This window comes from Chryseobacterium sp. Mn2064 (assembly GCF_049319685.1).
GTDB lineage: Bacteria > Bacteroidota > Bacteroidia > Flavobacteriales > Weeksellaceae > Chryseobacterium.
The window spans coordinates 227,357-249,140 of record NZ_JBMOUE010000006.1; the positions used below are offsets into that span (position 1 = coordinate 227,357).

The following is a 21,784-nucleotide window of genomic DNA, read 5'->3' on the forward strand; positions in this document are numbered from 1 at the left end:
TCAGATCGCTTTTCTCAGTTTTTTATAGAAAGCTTCTTCCAGGTCTGCAATGTGCAGCATCGTTTTTGAAAGTTCGTTATAGATATTGCTTTTTGAGTTTCTGTTTTTATACACTCTGGCAATGTCTACGGCAAAATCTCTCCAAAGGTCACCAATAGAGGTAATTTCTTTTGACAGTTCTTTTAATTCATCATTGTTCAGAATAACAGAAGCTTCCTGAAGAAATGCACCATAGATAAATCTGAATCCGCCACCGCCGGTTCCAATCTCTTCCTGCATTCTGATGAGCTGTCCCAGATAATGATTCGTCACTTTTGTACCTTTCTTTTCTGCCCATTTCGGGATGCTTTTGGCGACCCATCTCATGGCTTTTACCCCAATAAGAGGTACAGGAGCCAGCATGTTTTTACAAGTGTCTTTGATTCCCTTTTTGATGGCTTCTTCAAGATTAACATTTTCAGGAATATAAACAGGATAGTACATATGACCTTTTGGAGGAAGTGCTCCTTTGGCATATCTTACTTTTTCCAGCTCAGCTTCCGTCAATGTCGTGGTGTAATCCATTACAGGATCACTGATAAGGAATTTTCCGTCTTCTTTACCATATACAACAAGGTTGTGGGCATTGAAGTGGAATTTATATTCTTCAGGAAAATAAGTAAGGTTAAAAACGCCTACCTGAAGTCCTGTAGGGATATTTTGTTCTAGATTTCTCTCAAGAGCCTTTTGAGCATCCTGAGGATTTGAGAATTTCTCTCTTTTGATTGTAATACCTAATCTTTTGGCTGCTTTGCTGAAAATAGCCCCTGGCATCGGACGATAGCTAAAGCCCGGAGCGAAATTCACCTTTAAAAAAGGGAGATAGACAAAAAACAATCCTGAACCAATTCCGAAGATCATGGGTTCGCTCAGCTTTAAGCCTTTATTAAGCAATAGATTGGAAGCAACACCGTTTTCGCAATGCGCAGTCTGATGGTGTTCAAAGTTTAATTTCATTGTTAGCTTGTATCTTTTTCATGGGTATAATGAAATTGGACATTATAATATGCCTTATCCCATTATTTCCCGTCGAAGTTTTTTAATTCGTTGACCGAAATCCCGAATGCATCAGCATATTTTTTCAGTTGGGTTTCGCTTAGTGTTTTAAATATTGAGGGTTTAAAGTGTCTTTTTACTCTCCATTGCCACATTCCTACATAAGAAGCCAACACACCAAGATCCATCTTGTTCAGCTCCATAAAATAAACGATAGGGCTTACTTTGTTTTGGGCAACATTGTTGTTTGCCTCCTCAATCCTTTCATAGATAAGTTCCATGGATTCATCCAACGCAGCTTTTTTGGCATCCCAGCCTGTACTGTTTGCTGTCGTATAGTTGTCGTTCTCATCCGTTACATACAGAACTTCTGTCATGTTGGCGGATTTCAGGTTGCTTTCGTCTTGGGGTAGGTCTTGCTTTTTCATCTAAATAATGGTCGTTTTTTTAGATTCCAGATGAAAAATAGTTCACCTGTGTTGATTCTTTTTAATCAGGTGGCTAAAATAGTGAAAATACATTATATGTAAATCATATTAAATATGAGGGAGTTATTACCGTGAGATAGAGAGGATGCAGAATATATTTTTGAATGTATAGTACCCACAAGGATTTTATTTTTCCCCATTTGTAGGGGATGGTTTAACTAATTGGAGGTAAAAGTATCTTAAAAAGCATCCTTAAGACTTATTATATCTGCTTGTAACAAAAGTGCTGTAACAAGTGTCTGTATTATAAGACTAATGGTTGAAAGAAATTGGATAAGAATAACTAACAAATAACAACTATGAAGAAGTTTTTTATTTCTGTTTCGCTTTTCTGTGCAATAATGGCTATGGCTCAGAAATTTGATACACAAAAACTGACTGATGCTCAAGGCTATACCTATGAAACGGTAAAGAATGACCAAGCCGGAGTAAGAGTATACACACTAAAAAACGGACTGAAGGTCTATCTGGCTAAAAATGAAGATGCTCCGAGAATTCAGACCTATATTCCGGTAAGAACGGGATCAAACAACGATCCAAGTGATAATACGGGATTGGCTCACTACCTGGAGCATATGGTTTTTAAAGGAACTTCACATCTGGGAACTCAGGATTGGGCAAAGGAAAAAGTTTTGCTTCAGCAGATTTCAGATCTTTACGAACAGCATAAAGCAGAAAAAAATCCGGCGAAAAAGAAAGAGCTTTACAAGAAAATTGATGAAGTTTCTCAGGAAGCATCCAAGTATGCTATTGCCAATGAATATGACAAAGCGATCTCTTCATTGGGAGCTACAGGAACGAATGCCCACACTTGGCTGGATGAAACCGTTTATAAAAACAATATTCCTTCCAATGAGCTGGAAAAATGGCTTAGAGTTGAAAAGGAACGTTTTTCAGAGTTGGTATTGCGTCTTTTCCACACAGAGTTGGAGGCAGTATATGAAGAGTACAACAGAGCACAGGATAATGACGGACGTCTTGTAAACTATGCTTTGATGGAAGCTCTTTTTCCAAAACATCCAAACGGACAGCAAACAACTATTGGTACTTCAGAGCATTTGAAGAGCCCTTCAATGGTTGCCATCCACAAATATTTTGATACCTATTATGTGCCTAATAATATGGCCGTTGTATTGGTTGGAGATCTTGATTTTGATAAAACTATAAAATTAGTTGATCAGTATTTCGGAGCTTTCAAATATAAAGAGCTTCCAATGAAAAAGATGGTTACAGAAGAGCCGATGACACAGGTTGTAACCAGAACGGTAAAAAGTCCTTCTACTCCAAGAATGACTATTGCCTGGAGAACAGACTCTTATGGAAGTCAAGATGCGAGATTAGCAGATGTTGTTGCTGAAATTTTAAGCAACAGAGGAGACGCGGGATTAATTGACCTTAATATCAATCAGAAACAAAAAGCTCTTGGCGCAGGAGCGTATGAGTCTCCTTTCAAAATGTACGGATCATTTTCTTTGGTCATCACTCCAAAAGAAGGACAAAGCTTTGATGAAGCCAAGAAATTGTTGATGGATCAGCTTGATCTTGTTAAAAAAGGAGAATTCCCAGACTGGATGCTGAAAGCGATCGTTAATGATAAAAAAGTTCAGCGCATGAAAGGTTGGGAAACTGCTGATGGATTGGCTACCGAGCTTTATGATTCTTATATTAAAGGAAGAACATGGGAGCAGGAGTTAGACGAGATCAATCAGTATGAAAAGATCACCAAAGCGGATGTAGTAAAGTTTGCTAACGATTTCTTCAAAAACAATTATGTGGTTGTATACAAAGAAAAAGGAGTAAATGACAAACTTGTTCGTGTAGAAAACCCGGGAATTACCCCTATTAAACTGAATAGAGAGGCTCAGTCTCCTTTCCTTAAAGATATTCTGAATACAAAAGTACCTGAAACAAAACCTGAGTTTATTGACTATAATACAGCCATTCAGACTTCAAAGGTGAAAGACAAAACGGTAAGCTTTGTAAAAAATAAATATAATCAAATTGCCCAGGTAAGCTATATTTTCCCATTCGGAACGGATAATGATAAAGAACTTTCTATAGCAGGAATCGCTTTTGAATATTTAGGAACCGATAAGTATACTCCGGAGCAACTGAAAGAAGAATTCTTCCAATTAGGAATCAGCTACAATGTAAGAACATCTAATGATCAAATGATCATTACATTAAGTGGTCTTGAAAGCAATATGAAGAAAGGAGTAGAGCTGATGAACCACTGGATGACCAACGTAAAAGCAGATAAAGCGATCTACTCACAGACAGTGAAAACTATTCTGGAAGCCCGAGCTTCTGCTAAGAGAGATAAAGTAAGAATTATGGCTGCTCTTTCCAATTATGCTAAATATGGGAAAGATTCAAGAATGACGGATATTGTGTCCAAGCAACGTCTTGAAAGCATTGATGTAGCAGAATTGATGAAGAAAGTAAAAACTCTGAATCAATATCCTTACCAGGTATTCCTTTACGGACAGGATCAGGCTGGTTTAGAGAAAGCAGTGAAACCTTTTATTACCAATACAAGTCTTCAGCCTGCAAAAGCGAAAGAATTTGCAGAGCCGTCTACAACAGGTAAAGTGTATTTCACAAACTATGATATGGTTCAGATGGAAATGTCTAAAGTAGCAAAGGGAAGCACTGTAAACCTTAGCAACTTTGGAAAAGCTAATGTTTTCAATGAATATTTCGGAAGAGGTTTATCTTCTATCGTTTTCCAGGAGATCAGAGAAAGTAAATCATTAGCTTATACGGCTTATGTTTCTTATGGTAACGCTTCAGAGAAAGGCCATGCTAATTACATTACCAACTATATCGGAACACAGTCTAACAAGCTTCCTCTGGCAGTGAATGCAATGAATGATCTTATGGTGTCATTACCACAGATTCCTGCACAGTTCGAGAATGCTAGAGGTTCTGCATTGAAACAAATTGCTTCCAACAGAATCAACAGAACAAACATTTTCTTCAATCAATTGGCATTGAAAAAACTGGGGGTAGATTATGACATCAGAAAAGATATTTATTCTGAGATCCAGGGACTGACATTACCACAGCTTACAGGATTCTACAATACAGAGGTTAAACCTGTACAGTACAATACAGCAATCATCGGTAAAAAAGAAAACCTGAATATGGAATCTATCAACAAGATGGGTGAATTCCAGGAAGTGTCTCTTGAGGAGATCTTCGGGTATTAATATTTTAATTTTAATAATAGGTAAAGCGGAACAGAAATGTTCCGCTTTTTTATTGTTGAATATATTTCTCTTTAATGATCATTGTTTCACGGATTTTTAAAATGTTTCACGTGAAATAATAGACGTTTGTTATTTTGTTTTTGAGTTTATATTGTTGATTTTCAGTTGTTAAAATTGTTTTTGTGATTGTTTGATTCGAAATAAAAATCACGATTAAGGGTAATTTCTTCGTATGTAAAGACCTCCTAGATTTGTAGTATAAACTAACAATGATGGATTCTACTTCAAAAAAGAAAAAGCCCGAAAAGCATAGCGATGTATGGTTTACACAGGGAGTAAAAGACCAGACTGTTACTTTTATTAATCACGTGTATGACAAATACTATAAAAGTTATGACAGAGAATCTGATCGATTTGGCAAAATACATAATTGTCTTTATGTACTTATAACGGTGATGGGATTTCTTACTACGATTCTTATAGGGTTGCAGAAAATTCTTGAAGAGTATATCTGCGCTGAAGTAAAGCTCATGATGACAGTTTGCATCTTTTTATTACCCTCTATCTCCTCTGTTCTTTTATTGTATATGAATCAGAAAGGATTTAAAAGAAAATTTGAACTACGGGAAGAAGCAAGGATCCATTCAAAATACCTGATCAACGAAGCTAAATTACGCTTTAGTGTTGCGGTGCAGGATAAGGAATATGAAGACGTATACAGATGGCTTAACAGTGAGATAAAAAACCTTCAGGAAAGTCAGGCCCAAAGCTATATTAAAGCACATAATATTACTGAAAAAAACTAATCATTTAAAAACTAAAGTCATGTATTACAAAGTAAAAAAGGGCGATATGCTCGGTAAAATTTCAAAAAAGTATAAGATACCTGTTCAATTTATCTTAGCTCATAATTCAATCATCACAAATGCAGATATGATTTTTGAAGGACAGCTAATTTATATTCCAAATCTTGAGGATATCCCTGTCAATAAGTTTAAATTTTCTGAGAAACTTACAGCTGATGATATCATAAAAAAAGCAAAATCTGTCATTGGGAAAAAAATCATATATAAATTGGGTGCAGGCGGTATGGATGAAAAATACCATCTTCCTACTAAAGACGGAAAATGTGACTGCAGCGGTTTTGTCTGTTGGGTACTTGGACTGTCGCGAAAAACCAAAATCCCTTTTTACCAGCCAGGAGGATGGATTTATACAGATTCAATGGTTGATGATATTAACAGGAATACAGGGATATTCGATCGACTTACTGTTCCTGAAGTAGGATGTATTGTGGTGTATGGGGCCGGTAAAGAAATAGGGCATGTAGGATTGGTATCAGAGGTAGAGAATGGTAGAATGAAAAAAGTGATTCACTGCAGCTCCGGAAACTATTCTTCATTTAACGATGCTATTCAGGAAACCTCACCCAAAGTCTTCGAACGTGCAGATGCATTATGGGGAAGATTTGTGGGGTGATAAATAATAAAAAAGCTGTACAAAACGTACAGCTTTTTCATTATTTTATTTTCATTTTACGATTTCACTTCCTGAATAAACAGGTTAATTTCTGCCCGGATCAATAATTCTTCATTATGGAAGGTTTCGCAGAAAATGTGGCAGATATTTTCAAACTGGGAGATGAGTGAAGCTTTGGAAATGATCTTGTCATTCACCTTAGGAAGGCCAAAAACTTCAATCTTCTTGATATTGGTAATGAAGCCTATTACTTTGGTATCTGCTTCAGGGTTTTCGAAGAAACTTTGCCCAAGGATAGAAGAGCAGGTTTGTGCGAGATTTTCAATTAATCCGGCTTCTGCAAATTCACCATTGTGAACAAAAATATTATCTTCTTTTATTTCAAAGGAAGTCACCACTTTTTCCTGGGTCAGTTCCAGAATATAGTCTGCCATCAGCATCGGATCGCGATGAGGTAAAAAGTTATGTATATTGATGATGTTTTCTTCCTTGATTTCCATTTCCAGTTATTTTACAGCAGTTTTCATTTGAGATTTTGCAATCACTTCTCCGTTCAGTTTGGTAACAATGTCTACAAGTGTTACGCCCATTACTTCATTAAGGATGGTGACTTCAGATTTCAACAGATCTCCTGTTTTGGGTAATATTTCAGCTTCAAAAGATTTGATGGCTCCAATATATCCTGTGGGAGCATCTTTTCCCAGTAAATAATATTTGTATCCAGTATGAAGAGCCACGCTCTGTGCCTGATGCTCAATCAATCCGGAAGCCTGAAAAGATCCGTCCTGAACAAAAAGATTATCTTCTTGTATTTCGAAACCTGAGATCAGATGGCTTTCAGAATATTCTGTGAGCTCATGTACCATTACAAAGGGTGCTCTTTGCGGGATAAGACTTTGTACAAAATCTTTATCGGATGTTGGCAGTCTGTTTTCCATTAGCAAACAGTTAATAGAGCACAAGAATAAGCAAATCTTCCACTTTCAGGAACACAAAGAAGTACTTTTTCTCCTGTTTTTAACTTTCCGGAGTTCATCAGTTCTTCCAGTGCTACAAAGATAGAGCCTGCACCGATATTTCCTACTTCAGAAAGATTATAGAACCATTTTTCAGCAGGGAAGTCCATGCCTTTTTTAGCAAATTCTTCTTTCAAACCTTCTTTAAAGTAACCAGAAGAGATATGGGCTAAAACATGATCTATTTTTTCTGGATCCAGGTTGTGTTTGTCAAAAGACGATCTTAAACTTTCAGCACCTTTTACCAGAATATATTTGTCAAGGATTTTAGTATCCTGTTTAATAGCAAAGATAGACTGCTTCAACCATTCGTCTGAAGGATAATCTGCCCATGATTTTAAACTTCCGTCTTCCTGCTTATCGCAGCCTGCGTACATACAAGCCTCAATTTCATGAGCGTAAGAGTAGAAGTCGATAAATTCTATTTTCAGAGAAGTACTGTTTTCTCTTGGTTTATTTTCTAATAAGAAAGCTCCTGAACCATCCGAAAGCATCCATCTCAGGAATTCTCTTTTGAAGGCAATGATCGGTCTTTCTTCCAGTAATTTTAAATTTTCTGCCTCATGGTTGAATTTGTCAGCAGTCATCCATGCAGACATTCTTTCAGAACCTGCGCAAACTGCATTTTCCTGTACTCCTGCTTTTACGGAAAGAAATCCGTAGTTCAGAGCATTCATTCCAGAGTTGCAGAGTCCTGTGGAGGTATTAATCTCAATAGATTTTCCGATGTTCAATTCACCGTGAACCATAGAAGCGTGTGACGGCTGGATCTGGTCCGGAGATGTAGTTCCTACAGATAGTAATTTCATATCTTCCTTTTTGAAATTTTCATCAAAAAGTCCTTCTATTGCTTTTGCTGTAAGCTGCGCATTGGAATGCGTAGGGTTTCCTTCTGTATCTAAAGCGTAATATCTTGTCGTAATTTTATTGTTTCTTAAAATAAGTGATTTTGCTTTAGAAGGTGCGTCATTGATAAGGCCAAGATAAGTCTCCATTTCAGCATTCGATACCGGCTCATTGGGTAAAAATTTTGAAGCCTTTGTTATAAATACGTCGTACATTCTATTTTAAATTAATTCCTTGTAAATATCGTTTTTGTTTTTGTCTTTTAAACCAAAATATAGGGGTTGTAAGCAGGTGTAATACCAAGACGACAGGTGAGATAATCCATATCGCTGCCATCAAATATACCGTAAAGAATTTTATCAGCAATGGACGTTTCTCTTTTTTATTGATAATCAGATTAGACCATATGGTGAAAATCTTGTTCCCTACCTTCTCTACACGTACCAAAAAGGCACGTATTTCCACAGCTCCGTTTTTTACAAGATCTGGCTGTAAATTATTCAGATCATTGTTTCTAAAATGTTTTTCAATGATCGTACCATACTTTACTGAACCTGCAATTTCTTCATCAGAAACTCCCGCAGCGGGTAGCAGTCCTCTTTTTTCTTTTTGTCCTTTAGTAAGCCATCTGACAATCGTTAATACACTGGTATAATTATCATGTCGGTCTACCAATGCTATATTTCCTACAAGTTGGGCTTTAAGATCTCTTAAATAAACCTTTAATTTTTCCTGGGAAAGCATCCACATATTTCTTGTTCCGGAAATGGTGACTACAGGAGTATCTTTAAGGATCTTTTCTGCATAATCACTTTTCAGGAAAGAAATAATCGGGATAGATGGGGTAAGAAACCACACCTGATATCCAAACAGGATGAGGTCGTATTTTTTGTTCAGAATGTCTTCTGAAGGGGGAAAGATCTCTTTGGGAATCTGTAAATAAGACTCCGGGAAAGTATCAAAAAAAACATCACCAGGCCATGGGTAAGGAAAATCTTCCTTAAGCTTAATGTTATAATAAGTGACATCGTATTCTTCCTTTTGAGCTTCAAAAGGTTGGGCTATATTTCTCACGATATCTTCGAGTTGACCGGTTTGTGAATAATATATGATAAGTATATTTTTCTTCATTAGTTTTTCTTTAGCGTTTACAAAAATATGTTTTTCATATTTATTATGGAGTTTTAAATATTTTAAGTGATTCTGAACTCCAATTTAATGTATAATTTTCATGATCCAGCCCTGCATTTTTAGTATTTATAAAAATAATGGTTTCTGGAAGGCTCTGAAGGTTATTGAGAGTAAAGTTGTCATCTGAAACCAAAAGAACATCAATCTTTTTGTTCACTTCAGAAAGGTCTTTTATATAATGAATTTTTCTCCTTTTTACCAGATAGCTGTGTGCGGCGGCTGCTCTCTTTTCGTCATCTTTTATCCATGAAAAAATCTTTCTGCCGGCTTGGTATAAAGTGAGCAAAACATCTTTTTGTCCATAGTCATCTGCAATGTGAAGAATATTGGCATCCGCTGGGATGTGCTTGTTGAGTTCGAAATACACCGACTTATTGGTGTTGAAATCATTTTTAACTTCCTGTACAACATCGCTGTCTTTATATAGGACGCTGAGGAATAATTTGTTTTTAAAATAATTTTCATCCTCCAACTCTTCTCTGAGTTTAGCAAATTCTTCTCTGAAGTAGGCATTGATCTTTTTAGTCCTTTCAGAATAGTTCTTTCCAAAACTAAGATCATCTTTACTGATTCTGTTACCTACTTTTACTGTAATGCTTCCGTTGTAAATGATAAAATCTCCTTTAGGTAATACTTCAGAATTTCCATGAATATATATAGGAAGTACATCCAGATCAAATTGTTCTGCAATATAGAAGGCCCCTTTATGGAATCTTTTTACATCATTAGTATAAGAACGCTCCGCTTCCGGAAAAACTACCAGAGAATATCCCTGTGCAATTTTCTCTTTCAGTTGATCCATTCCGTTTTCAATTCCCTGTGAAACCGGATAAAAGCCAAGCGCTCTTACCAATTTTCCAAAAATAGGAGAGTCATATACCCAATCATTAACCAGATAGATGATTTTATGAGTAGCCATAGCAATAGCCAAGGTATCAAGGAAAGAAGTGTGATTGGCAATGATAACAGCAGGTTTACTAAAGTCTTCGGCCGGATTTTTAATCACCCTTTTCTTCACAAAAGGATTGGTGTACAATACGGAGGTTAGGAACTTAGCAAGAATCAGCTTAATAATATTGAGAGTTCCTCCCTGAGATTTCTTCACAAAAATACTTCCAAAAGCAGAAAATATTAATCCGCCCAATCCATAATAGAGGAATGAAAATATAGCCTGTACAAAAAGTCTGAACGTAATAGGAGAAAGTCCTTTTTTGGCGCGGTTGGTAATCAGTAATCTGAACCAAAACGGGTAAAGCGTAGAGGTAATAATGATAACGGAGAACATTCCAATTAAAGCAACTAAGGCTAGAGAATGGAGCGCAGGATGTTTCGCAAAGATCAGAGATCCAATGGAAAGAATGGTTGTGAATACAGCTAGAATTATAGACGTCCTGTAGGTAGGAAGTTCATTTTTCCCTGTTGTATGTTCCTTTTGCATGGCTTGCGTAAGGAAGATACTGAAATCGTCCCCAACTCCGAAAACCAATGTACAAACTACAGTACTGAAAATATTCAATTCCAATCCCAGAAAATAAAGAATTCCGGCCGTTACAACTCCCGTTAAAACAATGGGAAACATGGTAAGAACCGTCAATTCAAAGTTTCTGAAGAAGACAATAATGGTTAAAATAATAGCCAGAAGAGAATAATTAATCAGCGTGTTGAAATCTCTTTTCAGAAGACCTAAAAAGTTTTCGTTCATCTGCTGTCGGTCAATCGCCAGAGCATCGTGCTTCTTTTCAATATCTTTGATGAAGGTATCTCTTTTGTTTTCGTCTACTTTCACGACATTTGATACGGTATAGAAACCATTTTCATTGCTGAGGAATTCAGAAATCTGAAGGGCTTTTACCTTTTGATAGTCTTTCAGGCTTAATGAAGTGTAGTTTTTATTTAAAATATCATTAAAGTTATCAAATGCGGAACCATTGAAACCAAATTTGCTGCCGTTGCTCACAAGCTCGTACATCGTCTGGCTTTTTTTCTGATTGTCCCAGAAATTCTTCCATTCCTCTATTTTCTTCTGCTGATCTTTTTCTGAAAGAACAATACTGCCGATAGAGTTATAACTTAAAATTTTACCTTCCTGTTTCTCTTTTTCGAGAAAGCTACTCAATTGTGAGTTTCTGGACAAAGCTTCTTCCTCAGAATTTCCATAAGAAATAGTATAGATCGATTTTGAAGTAATATCAGAAAGCTTCTGTAATTTGGCTTCACTGATCTTCATTTCTTTGGGAATATAATTCAGATCACCGATATCTTCATTGAAACCCACATGTCGAAATCCAAACAGACAGGCAAGAATGATAATAGAACATCCGATAATCAGGGGTTTGTTTTTTTCGTAAGGATATGATCCTATTGTATCAATGAAATTGGTATTTATGTGTTCTCCTTTTTCTTTGGGAGTATAAAGTTGGGGAACAATAATCAAAGCTGTAACTGAAGACAGGATAACTGTAATAGCGGCAAAAAGTCCCAGATCTTTTAAAGCTTCGGAACGTACAAAAACCAGACATAGAAACGAAACTGCTGTAGTGGCACTACTTAAAACAATCGGTTGTGTGATTTCTTTGTAAAGTTCTTCAATATTGTTGTTATGCTTGTAATGGGTAAGAATATGCAGGGCATAGTCTATGGTAATACCGATAAGAATGGCTCCCACACTTAATGAAATAGCAGAGATCTTATCTTTAATAAAGTATAAAATCAATAAAGCCAGCAATACGGAGAAAACTGTGGGAAGGAAAACAATAACAGGAGTGAAGAAATTTCGGAAATAATAGATAAGAAGTATCAAAAGAACCGTCATAGAGATAACAACTGTATTTTGAATATCTTTTTTGATCTGTTTAGCATTGGCAACGGCAATTACCGGAGAACCGAAATAACTGATCTCCGTTTTTCCTTTAAACTGTTTATTAATATTGTCTTTTATCGTATTGAGTTGATCTACAAAAGCTTCGTTGGCTTTGGTGTCGTTACTTTTATTTTTTGGATCGATGAAAAGTAAAAGGTTTTTTCCGTCTTTTGTAACGATGTAGCTGTCTTCCAGTTTGAAATCTTTGCTGATGTTGAGTGCATTCAGTTTTTTGATTCCCATGAAGGTAAGTCCAAGAGGATCTTTTTTGATGAATTCCTTAGTCACCAGACTAGTAGGAGATACCAGGGAAATGTAGTTACTCTCTACTTGTTTGGCAATACTGTCTTTCTGGAGCTTTCTCTCAATCTCCTTATAATCGTTTGGGTTGAGGAATAGTGGTAGATTCTGGCTGACAAAATCAAACGTTTCCGAGATTTCATTATCATTTACTTTTCCCTGAACAGAGCCAATGTATTTTTTTAGAGGTTCTATTTTCTGCAGAAAAGTATCCGCCGTTTCGGAAAGCTGATAACTGTCTTCGCGCGATTTATTTTCTATGATAACGATGATCTTATCCGAGAAATTGAGCTGTTTAAGCACTTTCGCCGTAAGATCCGATTTTTCATTTTTAGGAATAATCTGATTGATATCCTCTTCAAAATTGATCTTCGAAGCAAAGAAAATACATACGGCAGCAATTCCCAATGCTGTAAATACAGAAAGGATTTTGTTTTTGGAAATCAGATAATATAAAAATATAAAAAAGCGATGCATTGCATTTAAATCAAGTCTGCAAATTTAAATTTTTAAGAATTAGTTCAAAATAGTTAGGCGATAAGTTTTGGCTGAAAATCAATAAAATATTCTAGGCAGAATGAAAAAAAACTCTACTTTTGCAAAAGTTCCCCTTTAACGAAATGTATTTTAAACCACAATTATTATTAAGAAAATAAGAATCTGTTTTAGATATGTTGAAAAGAAATGATGAAAAAATAAACGGATTTCTATTTGTAATAGTACTTCCGCTTCTGCTGTTTGCAATGTCTTATTATGGTTTTGAATCTTCTTATACCAGATTAAAGACATCGGAGAAAACCCCGGACTTTTTGTTCACGTCTGTATACGCTTACAGAGTGATTCCCAATTACCTTAGCGTACAGATGACGGAGATTATGTATCACCTGATCAACGGTCCTTTTTCTTTTTTTAAAGATTTTCTTTCCAAGAACGGAACTCCATTTTATCATGGGCTTTTTCTTATGAACAGTGTGTTCTTTATTTTGTGTTCCTTAGTTCTTAACGCCATATTTAAATGTAAAGCCTCAGGTTTTATTTTGAATCTTAATGCTAGGAGAGTTATTCATCTTTTAAGCATTTTCTTTATTGTGATTACGCAATATGCTCCCACCAACTGTGATACTATAGCTCTGTTTTGCTATCTTACAGGTGTTCTTTTTACACTCAAATATTTACATACTCAAAAAAATATATTTCTTTACTCTTTAGTGGTTCTTATAGCAGCTTCTACTTTGGTAAGAGAAACCGCGTGTATTAATATTGCATTCTTCGCTGCGGTATTTTTCAGTTTTAATGATTTTAAGAAAGGAAAATTTCAGGTCGTATGGAAAATAATACCTCTGGTGATTGCCTTTATTGTTCCTTATTTGGGATTAAGGGTTTTGCTTAAGCAGGAAGAAACTACTTTTGTGGAAGGTTTTTATATCAATAGAAACTTTTCCAGCCCATTCAACCTGGCGGGGCTTCTCTTTGCTGTTGTGGTGATCTATTTTATATACAGGCTTTGTGTGGATGAGGAGAACCGAGATGTTTTTAGAAAATATCTTTTTTTTTCCATACCATACCTTCTAATGATTACCTTAGTGGGGCTTTTTTGGGAAGCAAGACTGTTCTTGCCTTTAATTCTTACAGGAATTATCATAGCCTGTCATCAGTTTAAAAATACATCAGAGATTTAGCATGAGTTTATTACACCCATATTATCTAATTGCGATTGTCTATATGCTGTTTTTCAGTATTCAGGAGGTTTTTGGCAAAAAAGTAGATAAAAAGTGGTTTTGGTTTTTGGCCGTATATTTCATTATTATCGTAGGATTGAGGGATGACGTAGGTCCGGATTACGGAAGTTATAAAGGAATTTACATTTATTCTGATACCAAAAGCTATTACACGATTTTTATGAAGATGCTTCATATGGAAGGTACGGAGTATCTTGATGTGGAGTGGCTGTATACTTTAATCAATAAGATACTGCTCAATGTCTTTGATGCACCTTTTTATATGGTGACGCTCGTCATTGCTATCTTTGCCATGATCTTTAAAGTAGAATATACCGAAGATAATACCTTTTATCCTTTTACCTTTACCCTGTTTATGTTTATTCCCAACTTTTTCATTGGTGAAAGTGGGCAGATAAGACAGAACTTAGGAACATTTATTGTGTATTTTGCGATACGGTATATAAAAGAACGGAAATTCTGGCATTATCTCTTTTTCATTTTCATAGGATCAGGAATTCATAGTGTATGTTATCTTTTTTTACCCATGTACTGGCTGGCCCGGGTTCCTCTGAACAAAACGATTATGCTGATCATGATCATAGGTTCTGTTTTCCTGTCTCCATTTGAAATCTATAGGGTTTTTGGTAGCTTCCTGGATGGGATGGTAGCCGATAGTTCACTTGTTGAAGGGTTCAACGGATATATGAATGAAAGTGTGCAGCGATTAAACGGAGGAATAGGAATTCCGGAAGTAATGATGGCTATTCTTACCTTTTTCCTTTTTGTTTTTGACAATAAGATGAAAGAGTTTTATCCCTACTACGAGTACCACAGAAATTACGCTGTTATAGGAGTTTGTTTGTACTTTATTTTCAGAAATAACCCGATATTCTCGTCAAGACTTGCAGGAGCTTTTATCGGTTTCTCTTATATCATTATTCCTAATGCGATGTATGTTGTTGCAGACAGAACCAGAAACATGATTTATGCATTTATTATTTCCCTGTTTGTCTTTAACTTTATTGTCTTTGGATTGTTTAATAATATCAATGCGGGAAGATTTTCGATAGAACGTTATAAAAATCATATTCTTCCATAAGTGTATTCTTTTGAATAAATTTCAGTATAGCTTTTTTAGGCTGTCTTTTTTATAGGATTTTTGTCTTATTTGGATGAAAATCTAATGCTTTTGCGCTTTAAACACCCATTTGATTTAATTGAGAAGGGCTTAAAAGTTGTTGTTGATGTGGAAACACCCAAAACCACAAAAAATGAGACAGTTAGTTGAAAAAATTGCGGTATTTTTATGCCTAGTGTTGACGGGAATTTGTTTTAAAAGTAACATCTTATTGAAAGAGAAATTTCCCTCAGTGGAATGTATCAACGAAGAGTTCAATCACAACCAGAAAGACTCTCTGAGCAAAATTGTCCATACCAATCTCGTTCTTGTAGATTGGAAAAAAGCCCCTAATAGTTATATTTTCGATCCAAACCAAAATAGCAGCGGTTTATGGGTTCCTGTAAGAAAAGCGTATGCTATGTGGGAAGGAGGAGGATTCCTCAACGGAAATGGTATCCCGGCTGGCGCGGTAACGGCAGATGTGCTCTGGGAAGATACTCATGGGCTTATCAGATCTGGAGCAAATTACAGTCTGGAAATGCAAGGAACCGGACAGGATGCGAAGATAAAAGTTCCTATTAATAAAGCAAAAAAAGGAAACGCAGTCATTGCTTTACGGGTAGATGGAGAAATCTATTGGAGTTGGCACATCTGGGTGACGGATGATCCTACCAATGGAGTTTCTTATAAAAGTTTTAGCAACATCAAAAGAATGAGATCGGATGGTACCATAGAAGTCATTCCGGATTCAGACTGGAAATGGATGGATAGAAATCTTGGAGCACTTTCAGCATCTATCACTTCAGCAGATTGGAATAGAAGTATTGGCCTTCTTTATCAGTGGGGACGCAAAGATCCTATTCCGCCCTTAGTCACCCGAGGAAACGATTTTTATGAAGCTTCAGGAACTATAGGAAGAGTAAGACATAGAGGAGCAAAAAATATGACCAATGCTGTAAGTATTGATGATCTCAGGAAATTTGTTCTGCTTTCCGCTGCGGAGGTTACTAATAATATCAGGCTTTCTGTGAAAAATCCTTTGAGTCTTATTTATGTTAATAAAGATGATAATTCTGGGCAGGCTTATTATAACAATAATGTCAATCTACCTGTGAATTGGTTTGGTAAATCGTTAACATTACCCAATAACAGACTTTCCGAGTTGAATCTTTGGTCAGATAATGCACAAGGAAAGGTAGAGACCGTTTACAATACCGACGATAAAGCAAAACCTTATAGAGACAAATCTCCTTATGATCCCTGCCCAAATGGATGGCGAATTCCTTCTATGCTTGTTGCCAATCTGGCTTCTCCCTCGTATGTAGATGATATAAGAATAGACTTTTCGCCTTTCGGGGTTAAAACAAACATGGCGAGGAATGTTTTTGAAACCAATAAATATCATATTATAAAACCTACTGACACTGGAATTCCTTCTTTTATGACAGGGTTTAGAATTTATCCTAATCTTGGTTTTGATCTTTCGTCAATCGGGGGTTATAATATGGGAATCTTTCCCGGAAATGGACAGCTTATAAGAGGTGCTCATTTAGGGCAGTATAGTGATCAGCATCATATTGCATTATGGACGGCTACCTTGGCCCGGCTGTTTGATACTTCTCCCGCTGTTACGGTAAGAGGACTTTCCATGATTCCTGATAAAGGACAACCTGATATCCCGGATGCTAATTACCCTAACATTAAAGGACGTTATTACTACTTTCCTATGTCCGGGATGTATACTTCAGATGCCAACGGCTGCAGATGTATAAAAGATCCACTATACACGATTAATGATTATGATTTTCCCACAGAGTATTTGCCGGCAGTCACCGAATACAAAGAAGGTTTCAATAATCCGAATACTTATCAGATCGTTAAAAGCGGAACAGCTACCACCATTGAAATTCCAACCAGTAAGGCATTTTCTGTACAAAGCCAGTTGTTAAATAATACAGATATATTAAACCCTTCCAGTTTTAATAATTTAAAAGCGAATGTCCTTTGGACAACAAATGTAAACCTTATCAGTAAAATTTCAGTACTGAATCCGTCTCCTTTATCTCTTCAGGATATCAGCAGTTCCAGGATATCCGTAGAAATTGCTCCCAACCAAAGTGGAAATGCAGTGGTAACATTACATAATGAAAGTATATCTTCTCCTATATATTGGAGCTGGCATATTTGGGTGACAGATTCGTCGATAGGATCTTATACCTATACTACAGAGCTTCCGGTATCTGCAGCCGTAAATTATGTGAACTATGTTCCTAAGGCAGATGTTTTGTTACAGACTACATTTATGGATAGAGATCTTGGAGCATTAGATGTTTTTCCGAATGTTGCCAATCCTCTGGCTCCTACAGTAGATGAACTTTCAAAAATACGGGCTTCTGGAGGCTTGCACTATCAATGGGGAAGAAAAGACCCTATTCCTACCTTTCAGAATGTAGATGACAGAAGCTCGTTCAACATGTTTCTCGGAAATACTGCCGCTAATGGAGCTGTGTCTTATGTTACATTAACTTCTTCTGCATACAATACTTTGCCGGGGAGTTATATTATACCTTACAATACCTATGCTGCGGCATCCAACGTTTTGAGCAATGATAAAACAATAGACAAGATCTCTAAAATTCTATCCTATTCCGTTAAAAATCCTTTGGTGTATATGATCCCTAGTACATTTTCTTCTTTTAACAGTACAACCCCCAATTATACCAATGGAACAGATTGGCTGGCGGAAGAACCCAATCTTGCTTTAGACCGATGGGGAAGAGGAGGGAAGAAATCTCCTTTTGATCCTTGCCCGGAAGGCTGGAGAGTTCCGGATCTTACAAGCGCAGCTCTGGTTTCAGGAGCTGATTTCGGACAGACACCATGGTATAAGAAAGATAAAAATATAGCAACATCATACAGTATTGCTACTGATTTTTTAGGAACAAGAGTGAGAAATTCTGCCAATGCTACAGTAGGATATATCTTTAATAATTCAGCATATTCTATAGGAAATTACCCCGATTCCGGCTCAAGGGGGTTCAGAAGTGTAACGGGCAATCAGAATGCACAGGGAACATTTAATGTGCTCAATTTTCAGTATCCTGCCGTATGGACGGCTGCGTTAAATTCAAATTATATTGGAAGACCTATTAATATGCTTTTTGATGCGGCTTCTAATACCAATAGAATAATAGTATTTCACGATAACAATGATCCTTACTTCGGAACGGGATGTAGATGTGTGAAGATAAAGTATGACGCCAATGGTAATGAAGAAGGCCCGGCACTATCAATTTTGACAACGTCTAGTCGCCCTCAATTGATCAAAGAAAATGTGAAATCTAAAGTGAGTAAAAACGAAATAACTCTGTATCCGAGTCCTTTTTCTGATATTCTCTACATCCGAGCTACTGAAAATAAAGATTACAATTTTCAAATTTTTAATGTTCTGGGGCAACTTGTAAAATCTGGAAGATTTATCAACAACCAGACAGAGCTTTCCTCCTTAAGTGCAGGAATGTATGTTATAAGAATAAATAATTCTGAAGCGATTGTGAAAATTTTAAAAAAATAAACCATAAAAGTCGTTGCTAAAAGCCGGATAAGAAGTCTTATTCGGCTTTTTTATAAGATAGCATATTTCCTGCATCTATTATGGTTGATGAAAAATTCTATATCATTCTATAAATATCATCATATAATTGGCTAAAAGCTACATTACAAAGGGGTTGGTTCCTTATATAACAGGAGTTGTAAGCAGATGTAATCTCGTTTGATTATTAAATTAAAAACGTTTAACAAAAAGTATATAATAAAAAAGCTTTACTTTTGCAAAAATTTTAGAATGTCGAAAAATTTAGTAATCGTAGAGTCCCCGGCCAAAGCAAAAACTATTCAGAAATATTTAGGAAAGGATTTTGAAGTGAAATCCAGTTTCGGACATATCCGTGATTTGCCTAAAAAAGGAATGGGGATAGATCTTACTACATTCAGTCCTGATTACGAAGTTTCAGCAGACAAAAAGAAATTGGTAACCGAACTGAAGGCTGCCGTAAAGAAAGCAGAAATGGTATGGTTGGCTTCCGATGAAGACCGCGAGGGAGAAGCTATTGCATGGCACTTAGCAGATGAATTGAAACTGAAGCCGGAAAACAGAAAAAGAATTGTTTTTCATGAGATTACCAAAAACGCCATTCTAAAAGCAATCGACAATCCAAGAGATATAGATCAGAACTTAGTGAATGCTCAGCAGGCAAGAAGAGTGCTGGACAGAATTGTAGGTTTTGAAATGTCTCCCGTATTATGGAAGAAAGTAAAACCAGGACTTTCCGCAGGAAGAGTACAATCTGTTGCAGTACGACTCATTGTTGAAAGAGAAAAAGAAATCCGTGATTTTACACCAAAAGCAAGCTTTAAACTTGACGGAATCTTCTTAAATAAAACCGAGCAGGAAATTGCTGCCAAACTTAAAAAAGACTTCGAAAAAGAGCAGGATGCAGAAAAATTCCTTGAACAGGCCAAAACTACAGAATTTAAAGTTCTGAATGTTGAAACCAAACCAGGTACACGTTCTGCTTCAGCGCCTTTTACAACCTCTACATTGCAGCAGGAAGCGTCTTCCAGATTAGGATATAATGTAACCAACACCATGCGTTTGGCTCAAAGGCTTTACGAAGAAGGGTTTATTACCTATATGAGAACAGACTCCGTAAACCTTTCTCAGGAAGCCATTGAAGGCGCTAAAAAACAAATCATCTCAGAATACGGAACAGAATACTCAGCTCCAAGAAATTATACAACAAAATCTGCATCGGCACAGGAAGCTCACGAAGCGATCCGTCCAACAGATTTCGGAGTGAAAAGTATAGGAGATGCACAGTTGAATAAACTTTATCAGCTTATATACAGAAGAACACTGGCTTCTCAGATGGCTAATGCTAAAATTGAGAAAACAGTCATTGAGATTGGTAATGCTACATTGCCACATCATTTTGAAGCGCAGGGAGAAGTGATCATATTCGATGGATTCCTTAAAGCTTACGGGATCGTAAAAACCGAAGAGGATGATGAAGAAAACAACGAAAAACTATTGCCAAAAGTAAAAGTTGGGGAAGTTTTAAGTTATAAAACCATTACAGCTACTGAAAAATTCACAAGACCAAGTGCAAGATACACGGAAGCCGGATTGGTGAGAAAGCTGGAAGAGCTGGGAATTGGTAGACCATCTACTTATGCACCAACTATTCAGACTATTCAGAACAGAGAATATGTGGATAAACGTGAGATTGAACCTCATACCCGTGAAGTGATCAAAATGTCTTTGGTAAAAGATAAGATCAAAAAAGTAGTTCTTGAAGAAAAATTTGGAGGCGATAAAAATAAATTCGTTCCTACAGATATAGGGGAAGTAGTAAATGACTTCCTTACAGATAATTTCAGAGAAATCCTTGATTATGGTTTCACCGCAAGAGTAGAAGAAAGCTTTGACGAAATTGCAAGCGGAGATCAGAAATGGAAAGAAATGATGACAAATTTCTACTCAAAGTTCCACCCGAGAATTGAAGATGTAGAAGAAAATGCAGACCGTGCAACAGGAGACAGACTTTTAGGAGTAGATCCAAAAACTGGTAAAAATGTTCATGCCAGAATCGGAAGATTCGGAGCGATGATCCAGATAGGAGAAACAGATGATGATGAAAAGCCGATCTTTGCATCATTAATGGCAGGGCAGAACATTGCTACCATTACTTTTGAAGAAGCTTTAGAATTGTTCAAATTGCCTTTTGATCTTAATGAAGTTGACGGACAGTCGGTTTCCGTAGGAGTAGGTAGATTCGGACCTTATGTGAAGTGGGGAGAAACCTATATCAGTATTCCTAAAGGAGAAGATCCTCTTTCTGTAGATCAGAAACGTGCTGAAGAAATTATCAATGAGAAGAAAATTGCTGATGCGCCAATTGCTACGTACAAAGGAGAACCTGTAACAAAAGGATCAGGAAGATTCGGACCATTCATCAAATACAAAGATATTTTTGTAAACGTTCCGAAGAGATATGACTTTGAAAACCTTTCTCAGAGTGATATCAACGAACTTATTGACGCCAAACTTGAAAAAGAAGCCAACCGATACATCCAACAATGGGAAAAAGAAAAAATTTCCATCGAAAACGGAAGATGGGGGCCTTTCATCAAATTTGGAAAAGCAATGTTCAAAATCCCGAAGAAAGCCGATGATACCAAATATGAAGGAGAAGAGTTGAAAGAAATTTCTCTTGATGAGGTTAAAAAATGGATCACAGATCAGGATCCTAAGGCTTTTGCAGAGAAGAAAAAGCCTGCAGCCAAAAAGACAACCGCTGCAAAGAAAACAACAACAACTAAAAAAGCTACTACCGCTGCAAAGAAGCCTGCAGCAAAAAAGTAAATAGCATTTTATAAAATAGAAAGCACAGATTGAATCTGTGCTTTTTTTATTGGCAATCATTACAATAAAAACGAAAATGATTCTGCTAAACG

14 protein-coding genes are annotated in these 21,784 nt (G+C 36.5%); 7 read left to right on the top strand and 7 right to left on the bottom strand.

What is annotated here, in order from left to right; genetic code table 11:
- Complete coding sequence (locus tag ACL9RH_RS20685) at positions 1–996, bottom strand: BtrH N-terminal domain-containing protein (RefSeq protein WP_422695229.1); 996 nt, start codon at positions 994–996, stop codon at positions 1–3.
- A gap of 62 nt (positions 997–1,058) precedes the next feature.
- Entirely contained in the window at positions 1,059–1,463 is a 405-nt protein-coding gene (locus ACL9RH_RS20690; protein ID WP_422695230.1) for a hypothetical protein, read from the bottom strand.
- Positions 1,464–1,822: 359 nt separating this feature from the next.
- Between ACL9RH_RS20690 and ACL9RH_RS20695 the strand changes: the two genes are divergently transcribed.
- The 3 genes from ACL9RH_RS20695 to ACL9RH_RS20705 all read left to right on the top strand — a co-directional run bounded on the left by ACL9RH_RS20695 (position 1,823) and on the right by ACL9RH_RS20705 (position 6,214).
- Complete coding sequence (locus tag ACL9RH_RS20695; protein ID WP_422695231.1) at positions 1,823–4,735, top strand: M16 family metallopeptidase; 2,913 nt, start codon at positions 1,823–1,825, stop codon at positions 4,733–4,735.
- Positions 4,736–5,007: 272 nt separating this feature from the next.
- Complete coding sequence (locus tag ACL9RH_RS20700) at positions 5,008–5,541, top strand: hypothetical protein (protein ID WP_422695232.1); 534 nt, start codon at positions 5,008–5,010, stop codon at positions 5,539–5,541.
- A gap of 19 nt (positions 5,542–5,560) precedes the next feature.
- Positions 5,561–6,214, top strand: a complete 654-nt coding sequence (locus ACL9RH_RS20705; protein ID WP_422695233.1) for a LysM peptidoglycan-binding domain-containing protein — start codon at positions 5,561–5,563, stop codon at positions 6,212–6,214.
- Between the two features lie 56 nt (positions 6,215–6,270).
- Here the strand turns inward: ACL9RH_RS20705 and ACL9RH_RS20710 are convergent, their stop codons facing one another.
- Genes ACL9RH_RS20710 through ACL9RH_RS20730 form a run of 5 tightly spaced genes read right to left on the bottom strand, consistent with a single transcriptional unit; the run spans position 6,271 to position 12,904 of the window.
- A complete protein-coding gene (locus ACL9RH_RS20710) occupies positions 6,271–6,714 on the bottom strand; it encodes an ABC transporter permease (protein ID WP_422695234.1) in 444 nt (147 codons plus the stop codon).
- Positions 6,715–6,720: 6 nt separating this feature from the next.
- A complete protein-coding gene (locus ACL9RH_RS20715; protein WP_422695235.1) occupies positions 6,721–7,152 on the bottom strand; it encodes a hypothetical protein in 432 nt (143 codons plus the stop codon).
- The gene (locus ACL9RH_RS20720; RefSeq protein ID WP_422695236.1) at positions 7,152–8,291 is read right to left on the bottom strand and encodes a beta-ketoacyl-ACP synthase III; all 1,140 of its coding nucleotides are present in this window, start codon (positions 8,289–8,291) and stop codon (positions 7,152–7,154) included. The genes ACL9RH_RS20715 and ACL9RH_RS20720 overlap by 1 nt, the downstream gene beginning before the upstream one ends.
- 1 nt (position 8,292) lies before the next feature.
- The gene (locus ACL9RH_RS20725) at positions 8,293–9,207 is read right to left on the bottom strand and encodes a dialkylrecorsinol condensing enzyme DarA (RefSeq protein WP_422695237.1); all 915 of its coding nucleotides are present in this window, start codon (positions 9,205–9,207) and stop codon (positions 8,293–8,295) included.
- A 43-nt stretch (positions 9,208–9,250) separates the two neighbouring features.
- Positions 9,251–12,904, bottom strand: coding sequence for an MMPL family transporter (locus tag ACL9RH_RS20730; protein WP_422695238.1), 3,654 nt, complete (start codon positions 12,902–12,904; stop codon positions 9,251–9,253).
- A gap of 194 nt (positions 12,905–13,098) precedes the next feature.
- Here ACL9RH_RS20730 and ACL9RH_RS20735 point away from each other — a divergent pair, with 194 nt between their 5' ends.
- The 4 genes from ACL9RH_RS20735 to topA all read left to right on the top strand — a co-directional run bounded on the left by ACL9RH_RS20735 (position 13,099) and on the right by topA (position 21,692).
- Positions 13,099–14,106: a hypothetical protein gene (locus tag ACL9RH_RS20735; RefSeq protein WP_422695239.1), complete on the top strand. Its 1,008-nt coding sequence runs from the start codon at positions 13,099–13,101 to the stop codon at positions 14,104–14,106.
- Position 14,107: 1 nt separating this feature from the next.
- Positions 14,108–15,247, top strand: coding sequence for an EpsG family protein (locus ACL9RH_RS20740; RefSeq protein ID WP_422695240.1), 1,140 nt, complete (start codon positions 14,108–14,110; stop codon positions 15,245–15,247).
- Positions 15,248–15,419: 172 nt separating this feature from the next.
- Positions 15,420–18,842, top strand: a complete 3,423-nt coding sequence (locus ACL9RH_RS20745; protein WP_422695241.1) for a T9SS type A sorting domain-containing protein — start codon at positions 15,420–15,422, stop codon at positions 18,840–18,842.
- Between the two features lie 270 nt (positions 18,843–19,112).
- A complete protein-coding gene (topA, locus tag ACL9RH_RS20750) occupies positions 19,113–21,692 on the top strand; it encodes a type I DNA topoisomerase (RefSeq protein WP_422695242.1) in 2,580 nt (859 codons plus the stop codon).
- Positions 21,693–21,784: the final 92 nt, after the last annotated feature.

Bases quoted from the DNA above. Each gene is read 5' to 3' on its own strand.
- ACL9RH_RS20735 (WP_422695239.1), top strand. From the start codon at position 13,099: ATGTTGAAAAGAAATGATGAAAAAATAAACGGATTTCTATTTGTAATA.
- ACL9RH_RS20730 (WP_422695238.1), bottom strand. From the start codon at position 12,904: ATGCATCGCTTTTTTATATTTTTATATTATCTGATTTCCAAAAACAAA.
- ACL9RH_RS20725 (WP_422695237.1), bottom strand. From the start codon at position 9,207: ATGAAGAAAAATATACTTATCATATATTATTCACAAACCGGTCAACTC.
- ACL9RH_RS20705 (WP_422695233.1), top strand. From the start codon at position 5,561: ATGTATTACAAAGTAAAAAAGGGCGATATGCTCGGTAAAATTTCAAAA.
- ACL9RH_RS20695 (WP_422695231.1), top strand. From the start codon at position 1,823: ATGAAGAAGTTTTTTATTTCTGTTTCGCTTTTCTGTGCAATAATGGCT.
- ACL9RH_RS20720 (WP_422695236.1), bottom strand. From the start codon at position 8,291: ATGTACGACGTATTTATAACAAAGGCTTCAAAATTTTTACCCAATGAG.
- ACL9RH_RS20685 (WP_422695229.1), bottom strand. From the start codon at position 996: ATGAAATTAAACTTTGAACACCATCAGACTGCGCATTGCGAAAACGGT.
- topA (WP_422695242.1), top strand. From the start codon at position 19,113: ATGTCGAAAAATTTAGTAATCGTAGAGTCCCCGGCCAAAGCAAAAACT.
- ACL9RH_RS20740 (WP_422695240.1), top strand. From the start codon at position 14,108: ATGAGTTTATTACACCCATATTATCTAATTGCGATTGTCTATATGCTG.
- ACL9RH_RS20715 (WP_422695235.1), bottom strand. From the start codon at position 7,152: ATGGAAAACAGACTGCCAACATCCGATAAAGATTTTGTACAAAGTCTT.
- ACL9RH_RS20700 (WP_422695232.1), top strand. From the start codon at position 5,008: ATGGATTCTACTTCAAAAAAGAAAAAGCCCGAAAAGCATAGCGATGTA.
- ACL9RH_RS20690 (WP_422695230.1), bottom strand. From the start codon at position 1,463: ATGAAAAAGCAAGACCTACCCCAAGACGAAAGCAACCTGAAATCCGCC.
- ACL9RH_RS20710 (WP_422695234.1), bottom strand. From the start codon at position 6,714: ATGGAAATCAAGGAAGAAAACATCATCAATATACATAACTTTTTACCT.
- ACL9RH_RS20745 (WP_422695241.1), top strand. From the start codon at position 15,420: ATGAGACAGTTAGTTGAAAAAATTGCGGTATTTTTATGCCTAGTGTTG.